Annotated in this window: 11 protein-coding genes and 1 pseudogene; 9 read left to right on the top strand and 3 right to left on the bottom strand. The window is 70.0% G+C overall.

All coding sequences use genetic code 11. The annotated features are described in order from the left end of the window. Both V7E09_RS09780 and V7E09_RS09775 read right to left on the bottom strand, forming a co-directional pair. Positions 1 to 802, bottom strand: an 802-nt coding sequence (locus V7E09_RS09780; protein ID WP_324523319.1) for a glycosyltransferase family 2 protein, incomplete at its 3' end; no start/stop codon positions are given. Further along, positions 802 to 1812, bottom strand: coding sequence for a glycosyl transferase (locus tag V7E09_RS09775; protein WP_324510373.1), 1011 nt, complete (start codon positions 1810 to 1812; stop codon positions 802 to 804). The genes V7E09_RS09780 and V7E09_RS09775, both read right to left, overlap by 1 nt. Positions 1813 to 1955: 143 nt before the next feature. Between V7E09_RS09775 and V7E09_RS09770 the strand changes: the two genes are divergently transcribed. The 8 genes and pseudogenes from V7E09_RS09770 to V7E09_RS15710 all read left to right on the top strand — a co-directional run. Continuing rightward, positions 1956 to 2690 (top strand): CDP-alcohol phosphatidyltransferase family protein, encoded by a 735-nt coding sequence (locus tag V7E09_RS09770; RefSeq protein ID WP_324510372.1) that lies wholly within the window; start codon positions 1956 to 1958, stop codon positions 2688 to 2690. Then, positions 2687 to 3637, top strand: a complete 951-nt coding sequence (locus V7E09_RS09765; RefSeq protein ID WP_324510371.1) for a glycosyltransferase family 2 protein — start codon at positions 2687 to 2689, stop codon at positions 3635 to 3637. Before V7E09_RS09770 ends, V7E09_RS09765 begins: the two co-directional genes overlap by 4 nt. Positions 3638 to 3995: 358 nt before the next feature. Then, the gene (locus V7E09_RS09760) at positions 3996 to 4520 is read left to right on the top strand and encodes a hypothetical protein (RefSeq protein WP_324523318.1); all 525 of its coding nucleotides are present in this window, start codon (positions 3996 to 3998) and stop codon (positions 4518 to 4520) included. Between the two features lie 3 nt (positions 4521 to 4523). Next, a complete protein-coding gene (locus tag V7E09_RS09755) occupies positions 4524 to 9203 on the top strand; it encodes a PKD domain-containing protein (protein WP_324510369.1) in 4680 nt (1559 codons plus the stop codon). Positions 9204 to 9288: 85 nt separating this feature from the next. Next, on the top strand, positions 9289 to 10524 hold the full coding sequence (locus V7E09_RS09750; RefSeq protein WP_324510368.1) for a hypothetical protein: 1236 nt from the start codon (positions 9289 to 9291) through the stop codon (positions 10522 to 10524). A gap of 105 nt (positions 10525 to 10629) precedes the next feature. Further along, positions 10630 to 12012 (top strand): polysaccharide biosynthesis tyrosine autokinase, encoded by a 1383-nt coding sequence (locus tag V7E09_RS09745; protein ID WP_324510367.1) that lies wholly within the window; start codon positions 10630 to 10632, stop codon positions 12010 to 12012. 40 nt (positions 12013 to 12052) lie between these two features. Then, positions 12053 to 13579, top strand: coding sequence for a lipopolysaccharide biosynthesis protein (locus V7E09_RS09740; protein WP_324510366.1), 1527 nt, complete (start codon positions 12053 to 12055; stop codon positions 13577 to 13579). Continuing rightward, positions 13579 to 13701: pseudogene (locus V7E09_RS15710) on the top strand (arsenate reductase/protein-tyrosine-phosphatase family protein); the annotation flags it as partial. The gene V7E09_RS09740 and the pseudogene V7E09_RS15710, both read left to right, overlap by 1 nt. Before the next feature lie 183 nt (positions 13702 to 13884). Here V7E09_RS15710 and V7E09_RS09735 read toward each other — a convergent pair. Continuing rightward, complete coding sequence (locus V7E09_RS09735; protein ID WP_324523317.1) at positions 13885 to 14052, bottom strand: hypothetical protein; 168 nt, start codon at positions 14050 to 14052, stop codon at positions 13885 to 13887. 552 nt (positions 14053 to 14604) lie between these two features. Here V7E09_RS09735 and V7E09_RS09730 point away from each other — a divergent pair. Continuing rightward, positions 14605 to 16091, top strand: a 1487-nt coding sequence (locus V7E09_RS09730; RefSeq protein WP_324523316.1) for a hypothetical protein, incomplete at its 3' end; no start/stop codon positions are given.

Genomic DNA, 16091 nt, shown 5'->3' with positions numbered 1-16091 from the left:
AGCGCGGCCGGATCGACTCCCTCTCCCGCCGGGGCGGGAGAGGGCGGGGGTGAGGGCCAAGCCGCCAGCCCCGCAGCCGCACCCTCAGGCCGCCGCCCGTCAGCGCTGCGGTTCTGACCGTGCTGATGCCCACCCGGTAGGCGCGGCGCAGTACCCAACTCCGGGTCAGCCGCTCGGCCGGGACGTCGTCGAACACGAGCGCCTCCGGGGCGGAGACGATGCGCCCGCCCGCCTTGACCAGGAACCGGGCGAACAGAATGTCCTCCCCTCCGGAGAGTCCCAGCCGCTCATCGAAGCGCAACCCGAGCCGGCGGACGGTGCCAAGATCGAGGAGGAGGTTGTTGGTCGCGGCGACCGGTTGGGAGGCCCCCGCGGCGAACTGCACTCGCCGGAAGAACCCGCCCTGTTCGATCCACGGATCGTGGAAACCCACCGGGAACCGGGACTCGACGCGACCGGAGACGGCGTCGGCCCCCTCCTGCCGCCACGTTGTGACCAGGGCGGACAACCAGCCCGGGGCCGGCGTCTCGTCATCGTCGATGAACACCAGGGCATCGGCCCGCCCGGCCTCATCAAGGGCCCGGTTGCGCACCGCCGCCAGCCCGCGGGACGGTTCCACCACGTACTGCGCCCGGCCAGCGACGACTCTGCGGGCCGACCCCGCCGGATCGTTGTCCACGACCAGGATGTCCGCCCCGAACGGGGCGGCCTGCTCGTGCAGCGCATCGAGCAGAGCGTCCAAAGCGAGCGGTCGGTGGAAGGTGGGGACGGCGATCACGATCGCCTCGCCGACGGACCCCATCACCGCGTCCCGAGGGCGTCCCGGTAGGCGCGCGCGTGCTGTTCGCCCACGGCGCCCCAGTCCCGTGCGCCCAGGTCGGGGGAGGGGGCGCGGGACGCGGCGAGCGCGTCGTCGAAGCGGCGCAGGTCGTCGGCGTCGAGGTCATCGTCGTACTGGTAGACCCAGCCGTCCCCGACCTCGGCGGCCAGGTCGGTGTTCACTTCGTTGCGCGGCACCAGGACGGGCCGGCTCAGCGAGAGCGCCGCCAACGCCGCCCCCGAGTTGTGCATGTGACGGTAGGGCAGCACGATGCCGCCTGCGCCCATGATCGCCGTGGCGAACGCGTCCTCGTCCAGGAACTGCAGGTCCAGCGTGATCCGGTCGTCGGAGGCGGCGAGGGACTCCAGCTCGGTGCGAAGGGCGGAACTGGTCGGGCGCCCGGAGATCCGCAACCGGAGACCGGGGCGGTCCGGTGCCGTCCGCTCGAACGCCGCCACCAGGGACTCGACGCCCTTGTAGGCGCGCACCAGCCCCGCGAATCCCAGCGTGTGGGGGGAGGCCGGCACGCGAGGCGTGGCGGCGAACCAGTCCACGTAGTGGCCGTGGGGGATCACGACGGTTGCCGACTCCCAGGCGGGGCGGGTGCGCTCGTTGAGCAGGATGCGCATCCGGGTGCGCCGCTCCAGTGCCAGAAGCAGCCGGGCGGTGGGCGCATCCAGCCCGCTGGGGAGTTCCAGGTTGTGCACCGTCCGCACCAGGACGGTTCTGGTGAGGGACGCCCGCAGCAGCATCAGCCGGAACAACTGCCGCTTGCCCCACCGCTTCCAGGCGCGATCACCCTCCAGGAGGACCTCCGGCCAGTGGAAGTGCAGCACGTCCAGGCGGCCCAGCAGCGCACGGCGCCAGGTGAACCGGGAATGCTCAATGCCCGGCTCGGCCGCGAGCGCCTGGTCGAGCATCACGATGTAGGGGTTGGTGGTGGGACGCGGCGTCCGAAACGACTGCATCACGCGCACAGGTCGGGGGGCCATCGGCAGCTTTCGTCGGGGAGCGGTGTCCGTGAAGGGTAGCGGGTCGCGGCGTCGTTCACGGCCTTCGCCGCCCTCGGGCGGTGGGCCGGTGGTTCCGTTCCGGTGCGGCATACTCGGCACACATCAACGAACGAGGGGGACCTATGGCGACGATGAGAGAGACGTACAACGTTCTGCTCTCGGCACAGAAGAAGCGGGCCCGGGGAGCGCCGGCCTACTCGATCTTCGTGAATCGTCCGGTGGGTCGCCTTCTCGCCACGCTCGCCTTCCATCTCGGCTGGACGCCCAACCAGGTCACGCTCGTCAGCGCCTTGTTCACGTTCACCGGGATCGGCCTGCTGGCCTTCGCGCCGCTCAGCGTCCCGCTCGGCGTCGCCATCTGGCTCCTGCTGGCGCTCGGCTATGCCTGGGACTCCGCCGACGGTCAGGTGGCCCGGCTGCGCGGGGGAGGCTCGCTGGCGGGGGAGTGGCTCGACCACGTCGTGGACGCCGTGAAGACCTCCGCCCTCCATCTGGCCGTCCTCATCGGCGCCTACCGCTGGCTCGGCGAGGTCCAGCCGTGGCTGCTGGTGCCCATCGTGTTCACCATCGTCGCCAACTCCACCTTCTTCGCGATGCTGCTCAATGACCTGCTGAAGCAGAAGCGTGGCGTCCCGACGGCGATCGAGCGTGGCGGCTCCAGCACCCTGCGGTCGCTGCTCGTGCTGCCGACTGACTACGGCTTCCTGTGCCTGGCCTTCGTCACCTGGGGCTGGTTCCCGGTGTTCCAGGTGGTGTACGCGCTGTTCGCCCTCGCCGCCGTGCTGTTCTGGGCCGCCGCCCTGGTGAAGTGGTTCCGTGACATGACCGCGGTCGACGCCGCTTTGACGTCCGCGTGACCGCCGTGGGGGATCCGGGCCCCGCGGCGCCGGGCCGCCCGGGTGGCCTGGCGCTGCTCGTCGTAGTCAGCTACGGTTCGGCCGCCCTTGTGGAGGCGAACCTCGGCGCCATGACGCTGCCGGGCGGGGTCGAGGTCGTGGTCGTGGACTGCTTCTCGACGCCACGCGAGCGCACCGCCGTGGCGAGGCTCGCCGCACGCCACGGCTGGCGGGCGGTCCTGCTGGAGGACAACCGTGGCTTCGGCGGCGGTGTGAACGCGGGCGCGGCGCTTGCAGCCGAACTGGGGGCCGACGTGATCGCGACCCTCAACCCCGACGCCACGATCGACGCGGAGGCACTGACCCTGCTCGTGACGCACGCGCGGACGCACCCTGGGGCGATCGCGTCGCCGCGCATCGTCGGTTCGGCAGGGGAGGTCTGGTTCGCCGGAGCCGACCTGTACCTCGACGACGGCAGCACCGCGGGTGCCCGGCGCCGGGACGACCTCGCCGGCCGTCCCCGCCGCCCGTGGGCGACTGGCGCCTGCCTCGCGCTGTCGGCGGACCTGTGGGATCGCCTGGGTGGCTTCGACGAGCGCTACTTCCTCTACTGGGAGGACATCGATCTCAGTCATCGGGCCCTCGACCTGGGGGCGACGCTCGACCTTCTCGAGGCGGCGAACGCGGTCCACGACGAAGGCCAGACGCACGGCCGACAGGCCGGCGATCGCGCCAAGACCCCCCTCTACTACCGCTACAACATCCGCAACCGGCTGCTGTACGCCGCCTTGCATCTGGACGACGTCGGCCAGCGACGCTGGCTGCGGTCGGCCCCCCGCGTCGCCTACGGCGTCCTGCTGCAGGGCGGTCGCAGGCAACTCCTCGGGCTGGCGCCGTGGCGGGCTTACGTGACCGGCCTGTGGGAGGGCGGGCGCCTGCTGCGGCGCCCTCGCGCGGGACGCTCGTAGCGTCCGGGAACTCTGCGGCGGGCTTGCCCTCACCGGGATCGCCGCCGATCCGTTGAGCGGGTGACCACGTCTCGGGACGCAGCACCGCCGGCGGCCCGGTGCCGCAACAGCCCAGCAAAACTCTGTTCTGCGGTTGTGCCGGGGTGACTACGGGTGACGTTCCCGCGTCCCCCTCAGGGGCGACCCAAGGCTTGGCCCGGGGGTGGGGGCCAGGCTACGATCACCCAGACCAAGGGGAAATGGTAAACGTCGAAAACTGGGGAACCGAGTGACGACGCATGTCGATGTCCGGCGCGGGGTCTCCCGCGTACTCGCCACGGGGATCGTCTTGACAGCTCTATTGACGGGCTGCACGACGATGCCTGTCCCTGACGCGTCCACATCGCAACCCTCCGCGCAGGCCTCCTCCGAGCCGGGTCCCTCGGCCACCGGCACCTGGACTCCGCCCGCGTCCGACGCACCCGTGGGGCCGGTCGCACCCGCGCCCGTGGTGACCCGCAGCGCAGACGCCGACCAGCCCGTCACCTTCGACTCCGCCGCCACGGTGACGCTCGATTCGGTCTCGGCGATCACCGTCGGCGCCACCACCCCCGGTGAGGTCACCGGCCCGGCCGTCAAGGTCGTGGTCACGGTGGCCAACGGGTCCCAGCAGGCCGTGGACGTCTCCTCGGCGGTCGTTTCGTTGACCGCAGCCGACGGCACCCTCGGCATCCCGACCACCGCAGGCGATCCGGTTCCCCTCGCCGGGGCGATCGCCCCGGGGGCGTCCACCACCGGCTCCTATGTCTTCATGCTCGATCCGGCGGCGGGTCGCACCGTGTCCGTGACGGTGAATTACGCCGCCGCGGAGCCCGTCGCCGTCTTCACTGGAAAGGCCACCTGATCGATGAGTGCCACCAAGCGTGTGCGCGGCCCGGGCCGCAAGTTCCTGGCGTTCGCCACGGTCATCTCCCTGATGCTCGTGGGCGCGATGGCCGGCAACGTCTCCCTCGCGGCAGCCGACACCTCCCTGCCGAGCCCCTCGCCGCTGAAGCAGCGCGATGACAAGCTCGTCACCGCCGACGAGCTGCCGACCGTGCAGATCAACGACGGCTACGTGTGGGCGCAGACCACCGTCGGCACCACGGTGTACGCCGTGGGGCAGTTCTCCAACGTCCGGCCGGCCGGCGCGGCGGTGAACACTCAGCTCACCCCCCGCAGCAATGTGCTCGCCTACGACATCACGACCGGCAATCTCATCACCTCGTTCGCCCCGCAGGTGAACGGCGTGGTCAAGTCGGTGACGGCCTCCCCTGACGGTAAGCGCATCTATCTGGGTGGCTCCTTCAGCAAGGTGAACGGCCAGGATCGCTGGAACATCGCCGCCGTCGACGCCACGACGGGCGCGCTGGTGAGCGGCTTCGTCCCCTCCGTCGGCGGTTCCGGGGTCTACGCCCTGGCGACCATCGGTGACACGGTGTACGCGGGCGGCCTGTTCACGCAGGCCAACGGCGTCGCGCGCAAGAACCTGGCCGCGTTCAACACCAGCAATGGCGCGTTGCTCGCCTGGGCGCCGACCACCGACCTGCAAGTGGACGCCATGGTGACGGCCGACGCCAACGCGAAGGTGATCATCGGCGGCCGCTTCTACCAGGTGAACGCCCAGGTGCAGCGCGGCCTCGCGGCGCTCGAGCCCGGCAGCGGTGCGGTCATCACCTCCTGGCAGGCGCCCAGCACCGTCAAGAACGGCTGGAGCAGCGGCAGCCAGGCAGGCAAGACGGGCATCTTCGGGCTCTCCTCGGACGCCAACGGGGTGTACGGCACCGGCTGGTCGTACGCCGGCTGGTCGATCGGCAACCTTGAGGGTGCGTTCGCTGCGGAGGCGTCCACGGGGGCGATCCGCTGGGTGGCCGACTGCCATGGCGACCATTACGGCGTGTACTCGACCGGCTCGGTCGTTTACACCACCAACCACACGCATGCCTGCGAGACGGTCAGCATGTGGCCCGAGCTGAACCCACGGACCTATCGCTACGCGGAGGCGTACACGGCGGCGGCCGGTGGGGTTCTCACCCGGTCGGCTACCGCCGATTCGACGTACATGGACTGGAGCGGAACCCCCTCCCCGACCGCGTACAACTGGTTCCCCGACTTCACCGTCGGCACCACGAGCGGGCTGGGCCAGGCAGGTCTCTCCATCACCGGGGCTGCCGGATTCATCTCCATCGGCGGTGAGTTCGGGTCGGTCAACAACAAGCTGGGGCAGGGGCTCACCCGGTTCTCCACAGCGCCACCGGGCGGGGCGAAGCAAGGGCCCCGGGTGTCGGCGGCGTCCTGGGTACCCACGGCCACCTCGGCCGTCCCCGGCGCGGCCTACGTGACGATCCCGGCCAACTGGGATCGCGACGATCTTCGGCTCACCTATGAGCTGCGACGATCGGGGTCCTTTGAGGTGCTCGACTCCACCACCGCCGAGTCGACCTGGTGGAACCTCCCGACGATCTCGCTGCGGGACACCACGGCTCCGCAGGGGTCCAGCCAGACCTATACGGTCACCGTCAAGGACGCCGACGGCAACGCGGTGACCAGCGGTGAGGCCACCGTCCAGATCGCCAGCGGAGCCTCCGAGACCTACGCGAACGCTGTCCTGAGTGACTCGGCGTCCCTGTTCTGGCGTCTCGGCGGTGACACGCGCGACCTGGCGGGCTCGAATGCTCCCCTCTACGGTTCGGGAGTCCGCACCGAGACCCCCGGGGCGATCGTCGGATCCGCGCAGGACACCAGCGCGTCCACGTTCAGCGGCAACTCCAACGGGCGGGTGTCGTCCACCACGACCGCCGCGGTGGGGGAGTACTCCACCGAGTTGTGGTTCAAGACGACCACGCGACGTGGCGGCAAGCTGATCGGCTACGGCAACTCGCGCACCGGGCAGTCGGGGAGCTATGACCGGCATGTCTACATGCTCAACGACGGCAGGCTCACCTTCGGGCTGTACCCGCCCGAGGGCGTGAAGACCGTCACGTCGCCCAACGCCTACAACGACGGCCAATGGCACCAGATGGTGGCCACCCTCGGGGCGAACGGGATGAACCTCTACGTCGACGGAACCCGGGTCGCGAGCGACGCGACCGTGACGCGGGGGGAGTCCTACACGGGCTACTGGCGCGTGGGTGGCGACAACCTGTCGTCGTGGCCGGACGTGCCGTCCTCCAGCTATTTCTCGGGCAGCATCGACGACGTCAGCGTCTACTCCTCGCCGCTCACCCTGGGCCAGGTGCAGCGTCACTATGCGCTCGGCCTGGGCCAGACTCCCCCTGAGGCAGGCTTCCGGTCCACGACCAGTGACCTGTCGGTGTCCTTCGACGCTGCCACGACCACCACCGTGGCGGGGCAGTCCATCGCGTCCTACGCCTGGGACTTCGGCGATGGCACCACCTCCACCGAGGGGCCCGTCACCCAGCACACGTACGCGACCCCCGGCACCTATCAGGTGACCCTCACCGTCGCTGACCAAACGGGGGTCCGTTCCACCGTCGTGCAGGCTGCCACGGCTGAGGCGCCGAACGTGCCTCCGAGCGCCGCCCTCACCCTCGACGCCTCGGGCCTGACGGTGACCGCGGACGGTTCCGGGTCGAACGATCCCGACGGAACGATCACGGGGTACTCCTGGAACTGGGGCGACGGCACCGCTCCGTCCACAACCGTCAACCCGACGCACGCCTACGGGGCGGCAGGCACCTACACGGTGACCCTGACCGTCACCGACGACCGCGGCAAGACGGCCCAGCAATCCCAGACGGTGACCGTGACGCACCAGGCGCCGGTGGTGTCCTTCACTGCCAGCGCCAACGGCCTGAGCGTCAGCACTGACGCCTCCGCGTCGGCGGCCAGCGACGGGGCGACCCTGAGCTACCGCTGGGAGTGGGGCGACGGCACCACCGGAACCGGGGTGCGCGCCACCCACACGTACGCGACCAAGGGGTCGTACACGGTCAAGCTGACCGCGACGGACTCGCTGGGGGCGAAGGCCTCCCAATCGGCGGACGTCGAGGCGACCGGCACGGTCTACGCCGCTTCGGACACGTTCGGACGGACCCTCACCTCCGGGTGGGGCGACGCCGAGGTGGGCGGCACCTGGTCTGCGGTCTTCGGGACGGCGTCCGTGGCGTCCGTCGCCGACGGGACAGGGCGGATCGTCCTGGATCCCGGGGCGACCCGCAACATGGCGCTGCCGCAACTGTCGGTGCGCGACACCGAGACTCGAGTGAGCTTCTCCCTCGACAGCACCCCGGCCTCCGGCGGCTCCTACGTCGGCGTCCTGGCGCGCCAGTCCACGGCAGGCGATTACGCGGTTCGCGTCTGGATGCGTTCAGACGGCACCGCCTGGCTGGTGGCGCAGCGTGGCTCGACGGTGCTGACGACGGCCCCGGTCTCCGGGCTGACCTGGAACGCAGGGACGCGCCTGCACCTGGCCACCGAGGTGCAGGGCAGTTCGCCGACGGCGCTGAAGGCCAAGCTGTGGGTCGACGGCGCCTCCGAACCGCAGAACTGGCAGCTCAGCACCACCGACTCGACCGCAGGTCTGCAGGCCGCCGGCTACAGCAGCGTCCACTTCGCACGGGGAGCGTCGGCGACGGCGACCTCCACCGCGACGTTCGACGACTACTCGGTGCGGGACCTCACCCAGGCCCAGGCGAACGAGCCACCGGTGGCGGCCTTCACCACCACCGCTTCCGGTCTCGCCGTGACGGTCGATGGCCGGGGGTCCACGGATCCCGAGGGAGCGATCGCGACCTACGCGTGGGACTTCGGTGACGGTACGACCGGCAGCGGTGCCACCGCCTCCCACACGTACCGGGACGCGGGCACGCACGCCATCACGCTGACCGTCACCGACGCCGCCGGGGCAACGAACAAGCTGACCCGCTCCGTGACCGTGACGGCTCCGCCCGCCGGAGTCGAAGGGGTGCTCGCCCAGGATGCTTTCGGGCGCACCACGACCGGTGGCTGGGGCAATGCCGACCAAGGCGGTGGCTGGTCGGTCGCAGGCGGGGCCGCGGCCGCGGCGTCGACCAACGGGACCGAGGGCGTTATGACGCTCGCCCCAGGGCAGACCCGGAACCTGACGCTGCCGTCGACGTCGGTGCGCGAGGCGGTCATGTCGGTGGGCGCCTCCATCGATCAGGCGCCGACGTCCGGGACCACCTACTTCGGCGTCATCGCTCGGCAGGTGGGCTCGGAGCAGTACCTCGTCCGAGCTTGGCTGCGTGCTGATGGGACGGTGTGGTTGGTCACCCAGCGCGGGGCCGTCACCCTCAACGTCGCACCTGTCTCCGGCGTGACGTGGAAGGCGGGCGACCGGTTCAGCATGAAGGTCCAGGTGGACGGCACGTCGTCGACCACGCTGCGGGCGAAGCTGTGGAAGTCCGGGACGACCCAGCCGGACGCGTGGCAGGTGACGTCGACCGATGCCACCGCGGCACTGCAGAAGGCCGGATCGGTGGGGCTCCACGCGGCCCGCGGCAGCACGGCTCAGGCCGACGCGGTGATCGCCTTCGACGACCTCAAGGTGACCGCCGTCGAGTGAGGTGAAGGGGGCTGTTCGTTCGAGCATGGGGCGGGCCGGAGTCACGGCCCGCCCCATGCTGTCGTCGGGAAGATCGGAGTGGGGCGTGGGCGTGCTGCTGTTCGTCGGCCTGGCCTGTTCCGGGGTGTTGCTGCTGTTCGTCATGCGCGCATCCCCGCGCCTGGCGTTCGTCGTCTGGTGCGCGACCCTCTTCTTCATCCCGGTGTGGATCGGTGTCTCCCTTGGGCCGTTCTGGTCGGCCATCACGCTCATGACGGGCGCCGCCGTCGTCGCGTTCGGGCGCAACCTCACCCTCCTGCCGGTCGACGGCGTCGTCACCTTGCTCGTGTTCATGATGCTGGCCCAATACGGCCTCAAGCTGGCGTCCTTGGCGACGGTGGTGACGGCCATGTCGGAGTGGATCCTGCCCTACATCCTCGGGCGGCTCGTGCTGGGTCGGCTGGAGCAGCCCACCTTCGTCGACATCGTGGCGGTGTTCGTGGTCGTGGCGGCCGTCCTGGGTTTGGTGGAGTTCGGGACCCATACCAACCTCTTCACGCGGATCACCGGGCCCGGTTCTGTGTCCTTGTATGAGACCTGGGGGACGCTGCAGGAACGCGGCGGGAACCTGCGTGTTGAGGGGGCCTTCGGCCACTCCATCGCCTTCGGGGCGACGCTGGCCATGGGAAGCGCCTTCATCCTGGCGTGCCGGTGGAAGCCCTGGATCAAGCTGATCGGTCTCCTGCTGGTCACCGGCGCGGTGGCGGCCAGCCTGAGCCGACTCGCCCTGTTGACCCTCGCCCTGACCGTCGGGTTGAGCCTGGTCCTGATGCCCGGTCTGGGCCGCAGGCTCCGGGTCGGGATCCTGGTGTTGGGCGGGCTGGGTGGCGTCGCGCTGCTGCCCTACGTCACGGGGATCCTGCTGGCGGCGGGGGAGGAAGCCTCGGGCAGCGCGGACTATCGCCTTGACCTCATGTCACTGCTCAAGGTGGTGCGGCCGCTGGGATCGGCGGAGGATTTCGTGGGGCTCACCACCGGGGGCTCGTACCTTGGGGTGTTCGCGCGCTCGATCGACAATGCCGCACTGGTGGCGGCGCTGCGCGTCGGCTGGGTGGGGGCCATCCTGCTGCTCATCGTGGTCGGGTTCGCCGCGCTTCGGTTGCTGCAGCGTGGCGGAGCCAACCCGGCGTCGATCGCCGTCGCCGCGCAGATCCCGAGTCTGTTCACCGTGGCCTTCATCACGCAGTTCGCGGTCGCGTTCTGGTTCCTCGTGGGGGTGGCCGTTTCCTGGCCGTTACTCACCCCGGCGACAAGGGGTTCGAGGAGGGCGAAGAATGAATAACTCTGTTCGGCGGCTATCATGTCTCATGGAGGCATCCGCCCATACTCGTCCGGACGGGCAACTCGTCACCCCCCGGGATGCTCACCGCAACGGAGGAACTTCGACATGATGGCTGATTCCTCGTGGACGCTGTCCCGGATTTGGGCGGCGCTGAAGAAGATGTGGCTGGTGATCGGTCTGACCACCGTTCTGGGGGCCGGCATCGCCTTCGGGATCTCACTGTCCACGACCCCCACCTACGTCTCGCGGGCGACTCTCTATTTCTCCATCGGCCAGGGCAATAGCGGCTCGGACCTGAACCAGGGCACGACCTACGCCCAGAACCAGATGCTGTCCTTCGCGCAGTTGGCGACCTCCTCGCGCGTCCTGGATCCGGTGATCCAGCGACTGCGCCTCAGCGTCACCTCGGCGGTCCTGGCCCGGGATATCGACATCGTCACCCCCAATGACACGCTGATCCTGGAGATCCGGGCGACGGCGTTCTCGCCCGATGGTGCGGCCTCGGTCGCCAACGAGGTCGCGGGCAGCCTGTCCTCGGTCGTGGACGATCTGTCTCCCACCACCTCGACCGGGGTGCCGTCCATCTCTGCCTCGCTGGTCGACACGGCGGTGCCGCCCGAGTTCCAGACGGCCCCCAACAAGCCCCGGGACACGATCCTGGGCGCGCTCGTGGGTGTGGTCGTCGGCGTCCTGATCAGCATCGTGTGGAGCCTGTTCGACAGCCGCATCCCCACCGAAACCGTCCTGCGCAACGTGGTCAACGCTCCGACGCTCGGCACGGTGACCCGCGTGCCCGGTGCCGGGGGGAACGTCGGCCTGGTGGTGTCGCGCGATCCGCTGGGGCGCACCTCGGAGGAGTTCAGGAGGATCCGTTCCGCCCTCTCGTACGCGGCCGTCGACCGCAGGATGCGTCGCGTCCTGGTCACCTCGTCCTCGCCGGGAGAGGGTAAGTCCACGTTCGCGGCCAACCTTGCCTTGACCCTGGCGGGGTTGAAGAGCAGCGTGCTGCTCATCGACGCCGACCTGCGGCGTCCCCGGATCGCCGACGCATTCGGCGTCGAGGGAGCGATCGGCCTGACGACGGTGCTGGTCGGCGAGGTGTCCCTGGACGACGCCAAGCTGCCGCGTCCCGGCACCACGCTCGACGTCCTGCCCGCGGGCGCCATCCCGCCGAACCCCGCCGAACTGCTGACCTCGGACGCCATGCATGCCCTGCTGGAGGAGGCGTCGGCAGGCTATGACTACGTGGTGCTGGACACCCCGCCGATCTCCTCGGTCGCGGACGCCAACCTGATGTCTCCCCTGGTCGATGGGGCGATCGTCGTGGTCGACGCCACCAAGACGCACCGCTCACAGTTGGCGGCCGCCCTGGAGAGCTTCCGCGCTGCCGGCGGTCGCATGATCGGCGTGGTGCTGAACAAGGCGCGTCGTCCTCGCCGGGCCGACGCCTACTACGCGGAGTCCTCCAGGCGAGGGGCGACCCCATGATCCCTGTGCCGTGTCTTGACCCCGCCGGGAGGCGCACCGCGTGAGTGATGGACTCGCCCATTCGGCGGCCCGGGGAGCGACTGTCACGCTCACCGCTCAAGGCGGACGCATCGTCTTGCAGTTGTTGTCGATCATCGTCTTGTCCCGGCTGCTGTCCCCGCACGATTACGGGCTGCTCACCATCGTGTTGGTGATGATCGGCATCGGTGAGATCTTCCGGGACTTCGGGCTGACCTCGGCCAGCGTCCAAGCCCCGGAGCTGAGCAGGGGTCAACGCGACAACCTGTTTTGGATCAACACCGGCATCGGCGTAGCACTGGCGTCGCTGATGTACCTCGCGGCGTGGCCCCTGCAGGCGATCAGCGGACAGCCCGAACTGCTCGGCATCGCGCAGACGCTGGCGCTCATGTTCGTCTTCAACGGGCTGGCGACGCAGTACCGCGCGCAGCTCATGCGAAGCCTGCGCTTCGTCGCCTTGGCGGTCTCCGACATTGCCGCGGCGTCCCTGGCTCTGATCGTCGCCATCGCTGCGGCCGGGTTGGGCCTGGGCTACTGGGCGCTGGTCCTGCAGCAGTTGACGTCGGGGTTCGTGCTGCTGGCCTGCCTGGTTCTGCACGGGCGTTGGCTGCCGCGTTGGTACTCCCGGACGGCCCCGGTGCGGGCGCTGGTGGTCTTCGGCTGGAACCTGGTGGCCACCAACCTGATCTCCTACGGTGCCTCCCAGATCGACACGATCCTGGTCGCCTCTCGGTTCGGCACCGCGTCGGTGGGCGTCTACAACCGGGCCTACCAGTTGGTGATGACGCCGCTGTCGCAGATGAGGTCCCCGTTGACCAACGTCGCCCTGCCGGTGTTGTCGCGGATCCAGCACGACAGGGAGCGCTTCGACGCATTCGTCGTCGGCGGTCAATTGGCGTTGGGCTACTGTTTCGGGATTCCCCTGCTCTTGGTGGCGGGCCTGGCGGACCCGTTGGTTCAGATCTTGCTCGGGCCGCAGTGGACGCAGGCTGCCCCCTTCTTGCGGTGTTTCGCGATCGCGGGTCTGCTGTCGACGCTGGCGTTCGTCGGCTACTGGACGTATGTGGCTCGCGGGCTGGCTCATCAGCTGTTCCGCTACACCATGGTGGCGACCGTCATCAAAGTGGTGTGTGTCGTGACGGGGTCCTTCTTTGGCTTGGAGTGGATCGCGATCGGCTTCATGGTGGCCCCCGCGCTGGAGTGGCCGTTGTCGTTGTATTGGCTGTCCCGCATCACCCCGTTCCCGGCGCGCAGCCTTTATGGTGGGGCGTTCCGTATCCTTGCCGTGGCGGGGACGATGGGTGTGGTGGCCTGGGCAGGTTCTATGCTGGTGCCCCACGCCGGGCCCTGGGCGCAGATCGGGGTGGGCGTCGGGCTTGCTGTGATCGAAGCCGCCGTCCTGCTGGTGGTGCGGCCGCTGCGCCGCGACCTGGCAACGCTGGTCGGTTTCGCGCGGCTCGTGGCCAAGCGCCGCGGCGAGCCCGCTGGGGGGTCGGAGGGGACCGACGCGCAGGACAAGCGTGTCGCGACAGAAGGGGGGAACGGCTGATGTCACATCATGTTCTCTTCGTGTGCGCACAGAACGTGTGCCGCTCGCCGCTGATGGAGTCCGTCTTCCGGGAGGTGGCCCCGCCGTCGTGGACGACCGCGAGCGCCGGGGTGGCCGCCGTTCCCGGCCAGGCGATGTGTGCCGTGGCGGGCGAGCAGGTCGCGGCGGGCTTGGGATGGGGCGGCCCTGTTCCCGTGTCGCTCCCGGAACCGTTCGAGGCCCACGCACCTTCGCCTTCTGCGAAACAAGCGCAGACGGAGCTCTCCCGACCTGCTCAGATGGCGCCGCCCACGACAGGTGAGGGCTCATCCACCGAGCCGGCTGAGCCCGTTGCCGAGGAGCCCCAACCCGTCGCCGAGGTGCCGCAGCCCGTTGCTGAGGAGCCGCAGCCTGTCGCTGAGGAGTCGCAGCCCGTCGAGGAGGATCTTCATTCGGTCGCGGGGAAGCCGCAGTCCGTCGCTGAGGAGCCCCACCGCGCCACGGAGGCGCCGCGGCTTCGCGTGAACACCGTTGCTCCCGACGAACCGCAGGCACCGTGGGCGGAGTGGGTCTCGGCGGCAGTTCACCGCACGCCCGCGATCTCGCAGGCGGACGGCCTGGACGAGGTCCCCGCTCCGGGTGAGGGTCCTGCCGTGAAGGCCGAGAGCGCCCCCGATCAGGCCGTTGTCGAGGGCGAGGGCGAGGGGGACCGGGACTTCGCGACGCCTGAGGACGAGGGTGAGACCGCCGACGCCGACCACGGTGCTGACCAGCAGGCCGCCACGACGGAAGCCACGCAGTGGCCCGACGGCGTGGTGTCGGTGTGGAGTCCGTTGGCGAACTCGGGGTTGGCCCCGATCATCGCGGCGCCGTCCGCTGCGGAGACGGACGCGGACGAAGGCGCTGAGCTCACCGAGATCCTCGACCTGAGGGTTCCGGACTTCGAAAGACAGGATGTGGCACTTCCCGATGGCCCGGTGACCTTGGTGGAGGTGCCGTCCCTGGACGGGCCGCAGGGCTCCTCGCCCTGGCGTCCACGACGCGCGATGGCGCTCTCGTGGGACGAGGATGAGGAGGGCGCTGAGGCCGAGGAGGTCGTACGGGTCGGGAGCCGTGCGTGGATCGATCCGGACGGTGAGGCCGAAGCCCCCGAGGACACGATCCGACTGCCCCTGCTGGAGGGAGAGGACGCCGATCCAGAGGAGCCGGTCACCGGGACGGACCTGATGCTTGCCACCACCGCGCCGGTTCCGGCAACCATCACCGCACGGACCGGTAGTGATTTGCTCGCCGCCGCGTTCGGGGCCGAGGCGGCTCGCACGGAGGAGGCACTCCGAGCCTGGGATCGGACCGCAGCGGGCGACGGCGATCATGGCACGGCAGGGGAGCCGAGCCCCCTCGCGGAGGCACACAGCACGGTGGACGCCACCCCGACGCAGGCGGCGCCTATCGATCAGGGAAGCGCCGACCAGTGGGCGGACGCGGACCCAGCCGAGGCTGAGAGCGGTGACGCCGAGACCGGTGACGCCGAGACGGCTCACCCCGACGCGGTCGAGGATGAGGTGGCCGAGGCCGCGGATGAGGCAGCCGCGGCCGACGACGAGGCCCCAGTGACCGACGACGTAGCGGCAGTGACCGATGACGTGGCAACAGTCGCCGACGACGTTGCGGCAGTGAACGACGACGAGGCAGATGGGGCGCGCGCGGCCGATGCCGACGTGTCGTCTGTTCCTGAGGACGCCGCGGCCGCTGTGGTTGCTGCAGCTGATCGGTCCCAGGAGGCGTCTGAGGACGCCGATCCCTCCTCGTCCGACCACGAGGGGGACACATCCGCGGAGGCCGACGTGCTCGAGCCGGGTGCACAGGACGAGTACGCGACCTCGGAGGGGACCACCGAGGAGGACGCCGCCACCCCCGAGGACGCCACCGACGAGGACACCACTTCGGAGGACACCCCCGGAGGCGGCAGGGGGGGACAGAGCAGCGCTGACGACGAGGTCGCCCACGAGAGCGTCGAGCAGCCGACGCCCCTCGAGCAGGGTGCTGAGTCGATGATCCTCGAGGAGGGTGCTGAGCCGTCGGTCGCCCCATCGGATGACGACCAGTCCGCTGCAGCGGAGCCCGCAGCAGCACTCGCCGCGGCCTTCTCCGAGCCTGGTGCGGGCGTGGATTCGGTGGCCCACCCGGCCGACAGCAATGACGACGCCACGGCGGACGACGAGGACGCGCAGGGACCGGCGGATGCGGCTGCCGAGCCCGAAGTCGGTCTGGAGGATGCCGAAGCGGTGGAGGTCGCCGGGTCCGAGGTCGGTCTGGAGGGGACCGAAGTGGTGGAGGACGCCGAGTCCGAAGCCGGTTCGCAGGACGGCGATGCGGCGAAGGCGGACGAGGTCTCCGCGGAGAATCCGGCGCGGGACGACACTGCCCAGACCGAGCAGGACGAAGCGCCGGTCGCTGAGCCGATCAGCGACGAGACGGACGTGGCCGACGCGCTGGCCGCCGGCGGGGACGCCCACGATGCCGAGGCTGAGGC

Source organism: Propioniciclava sp. (genome assembly GCF_036744435.1).
GTDB lineage: Bacteria > Actinomycetota > Actinomycetes > Propionibacteriales > Propionibacteriaceae > Propioniciclava.
The sequence above is the reverse complement of the archived record's forward strand: the minus strand, read 5'-3'. Positions and strand labels throughout refer to the sequence as shown.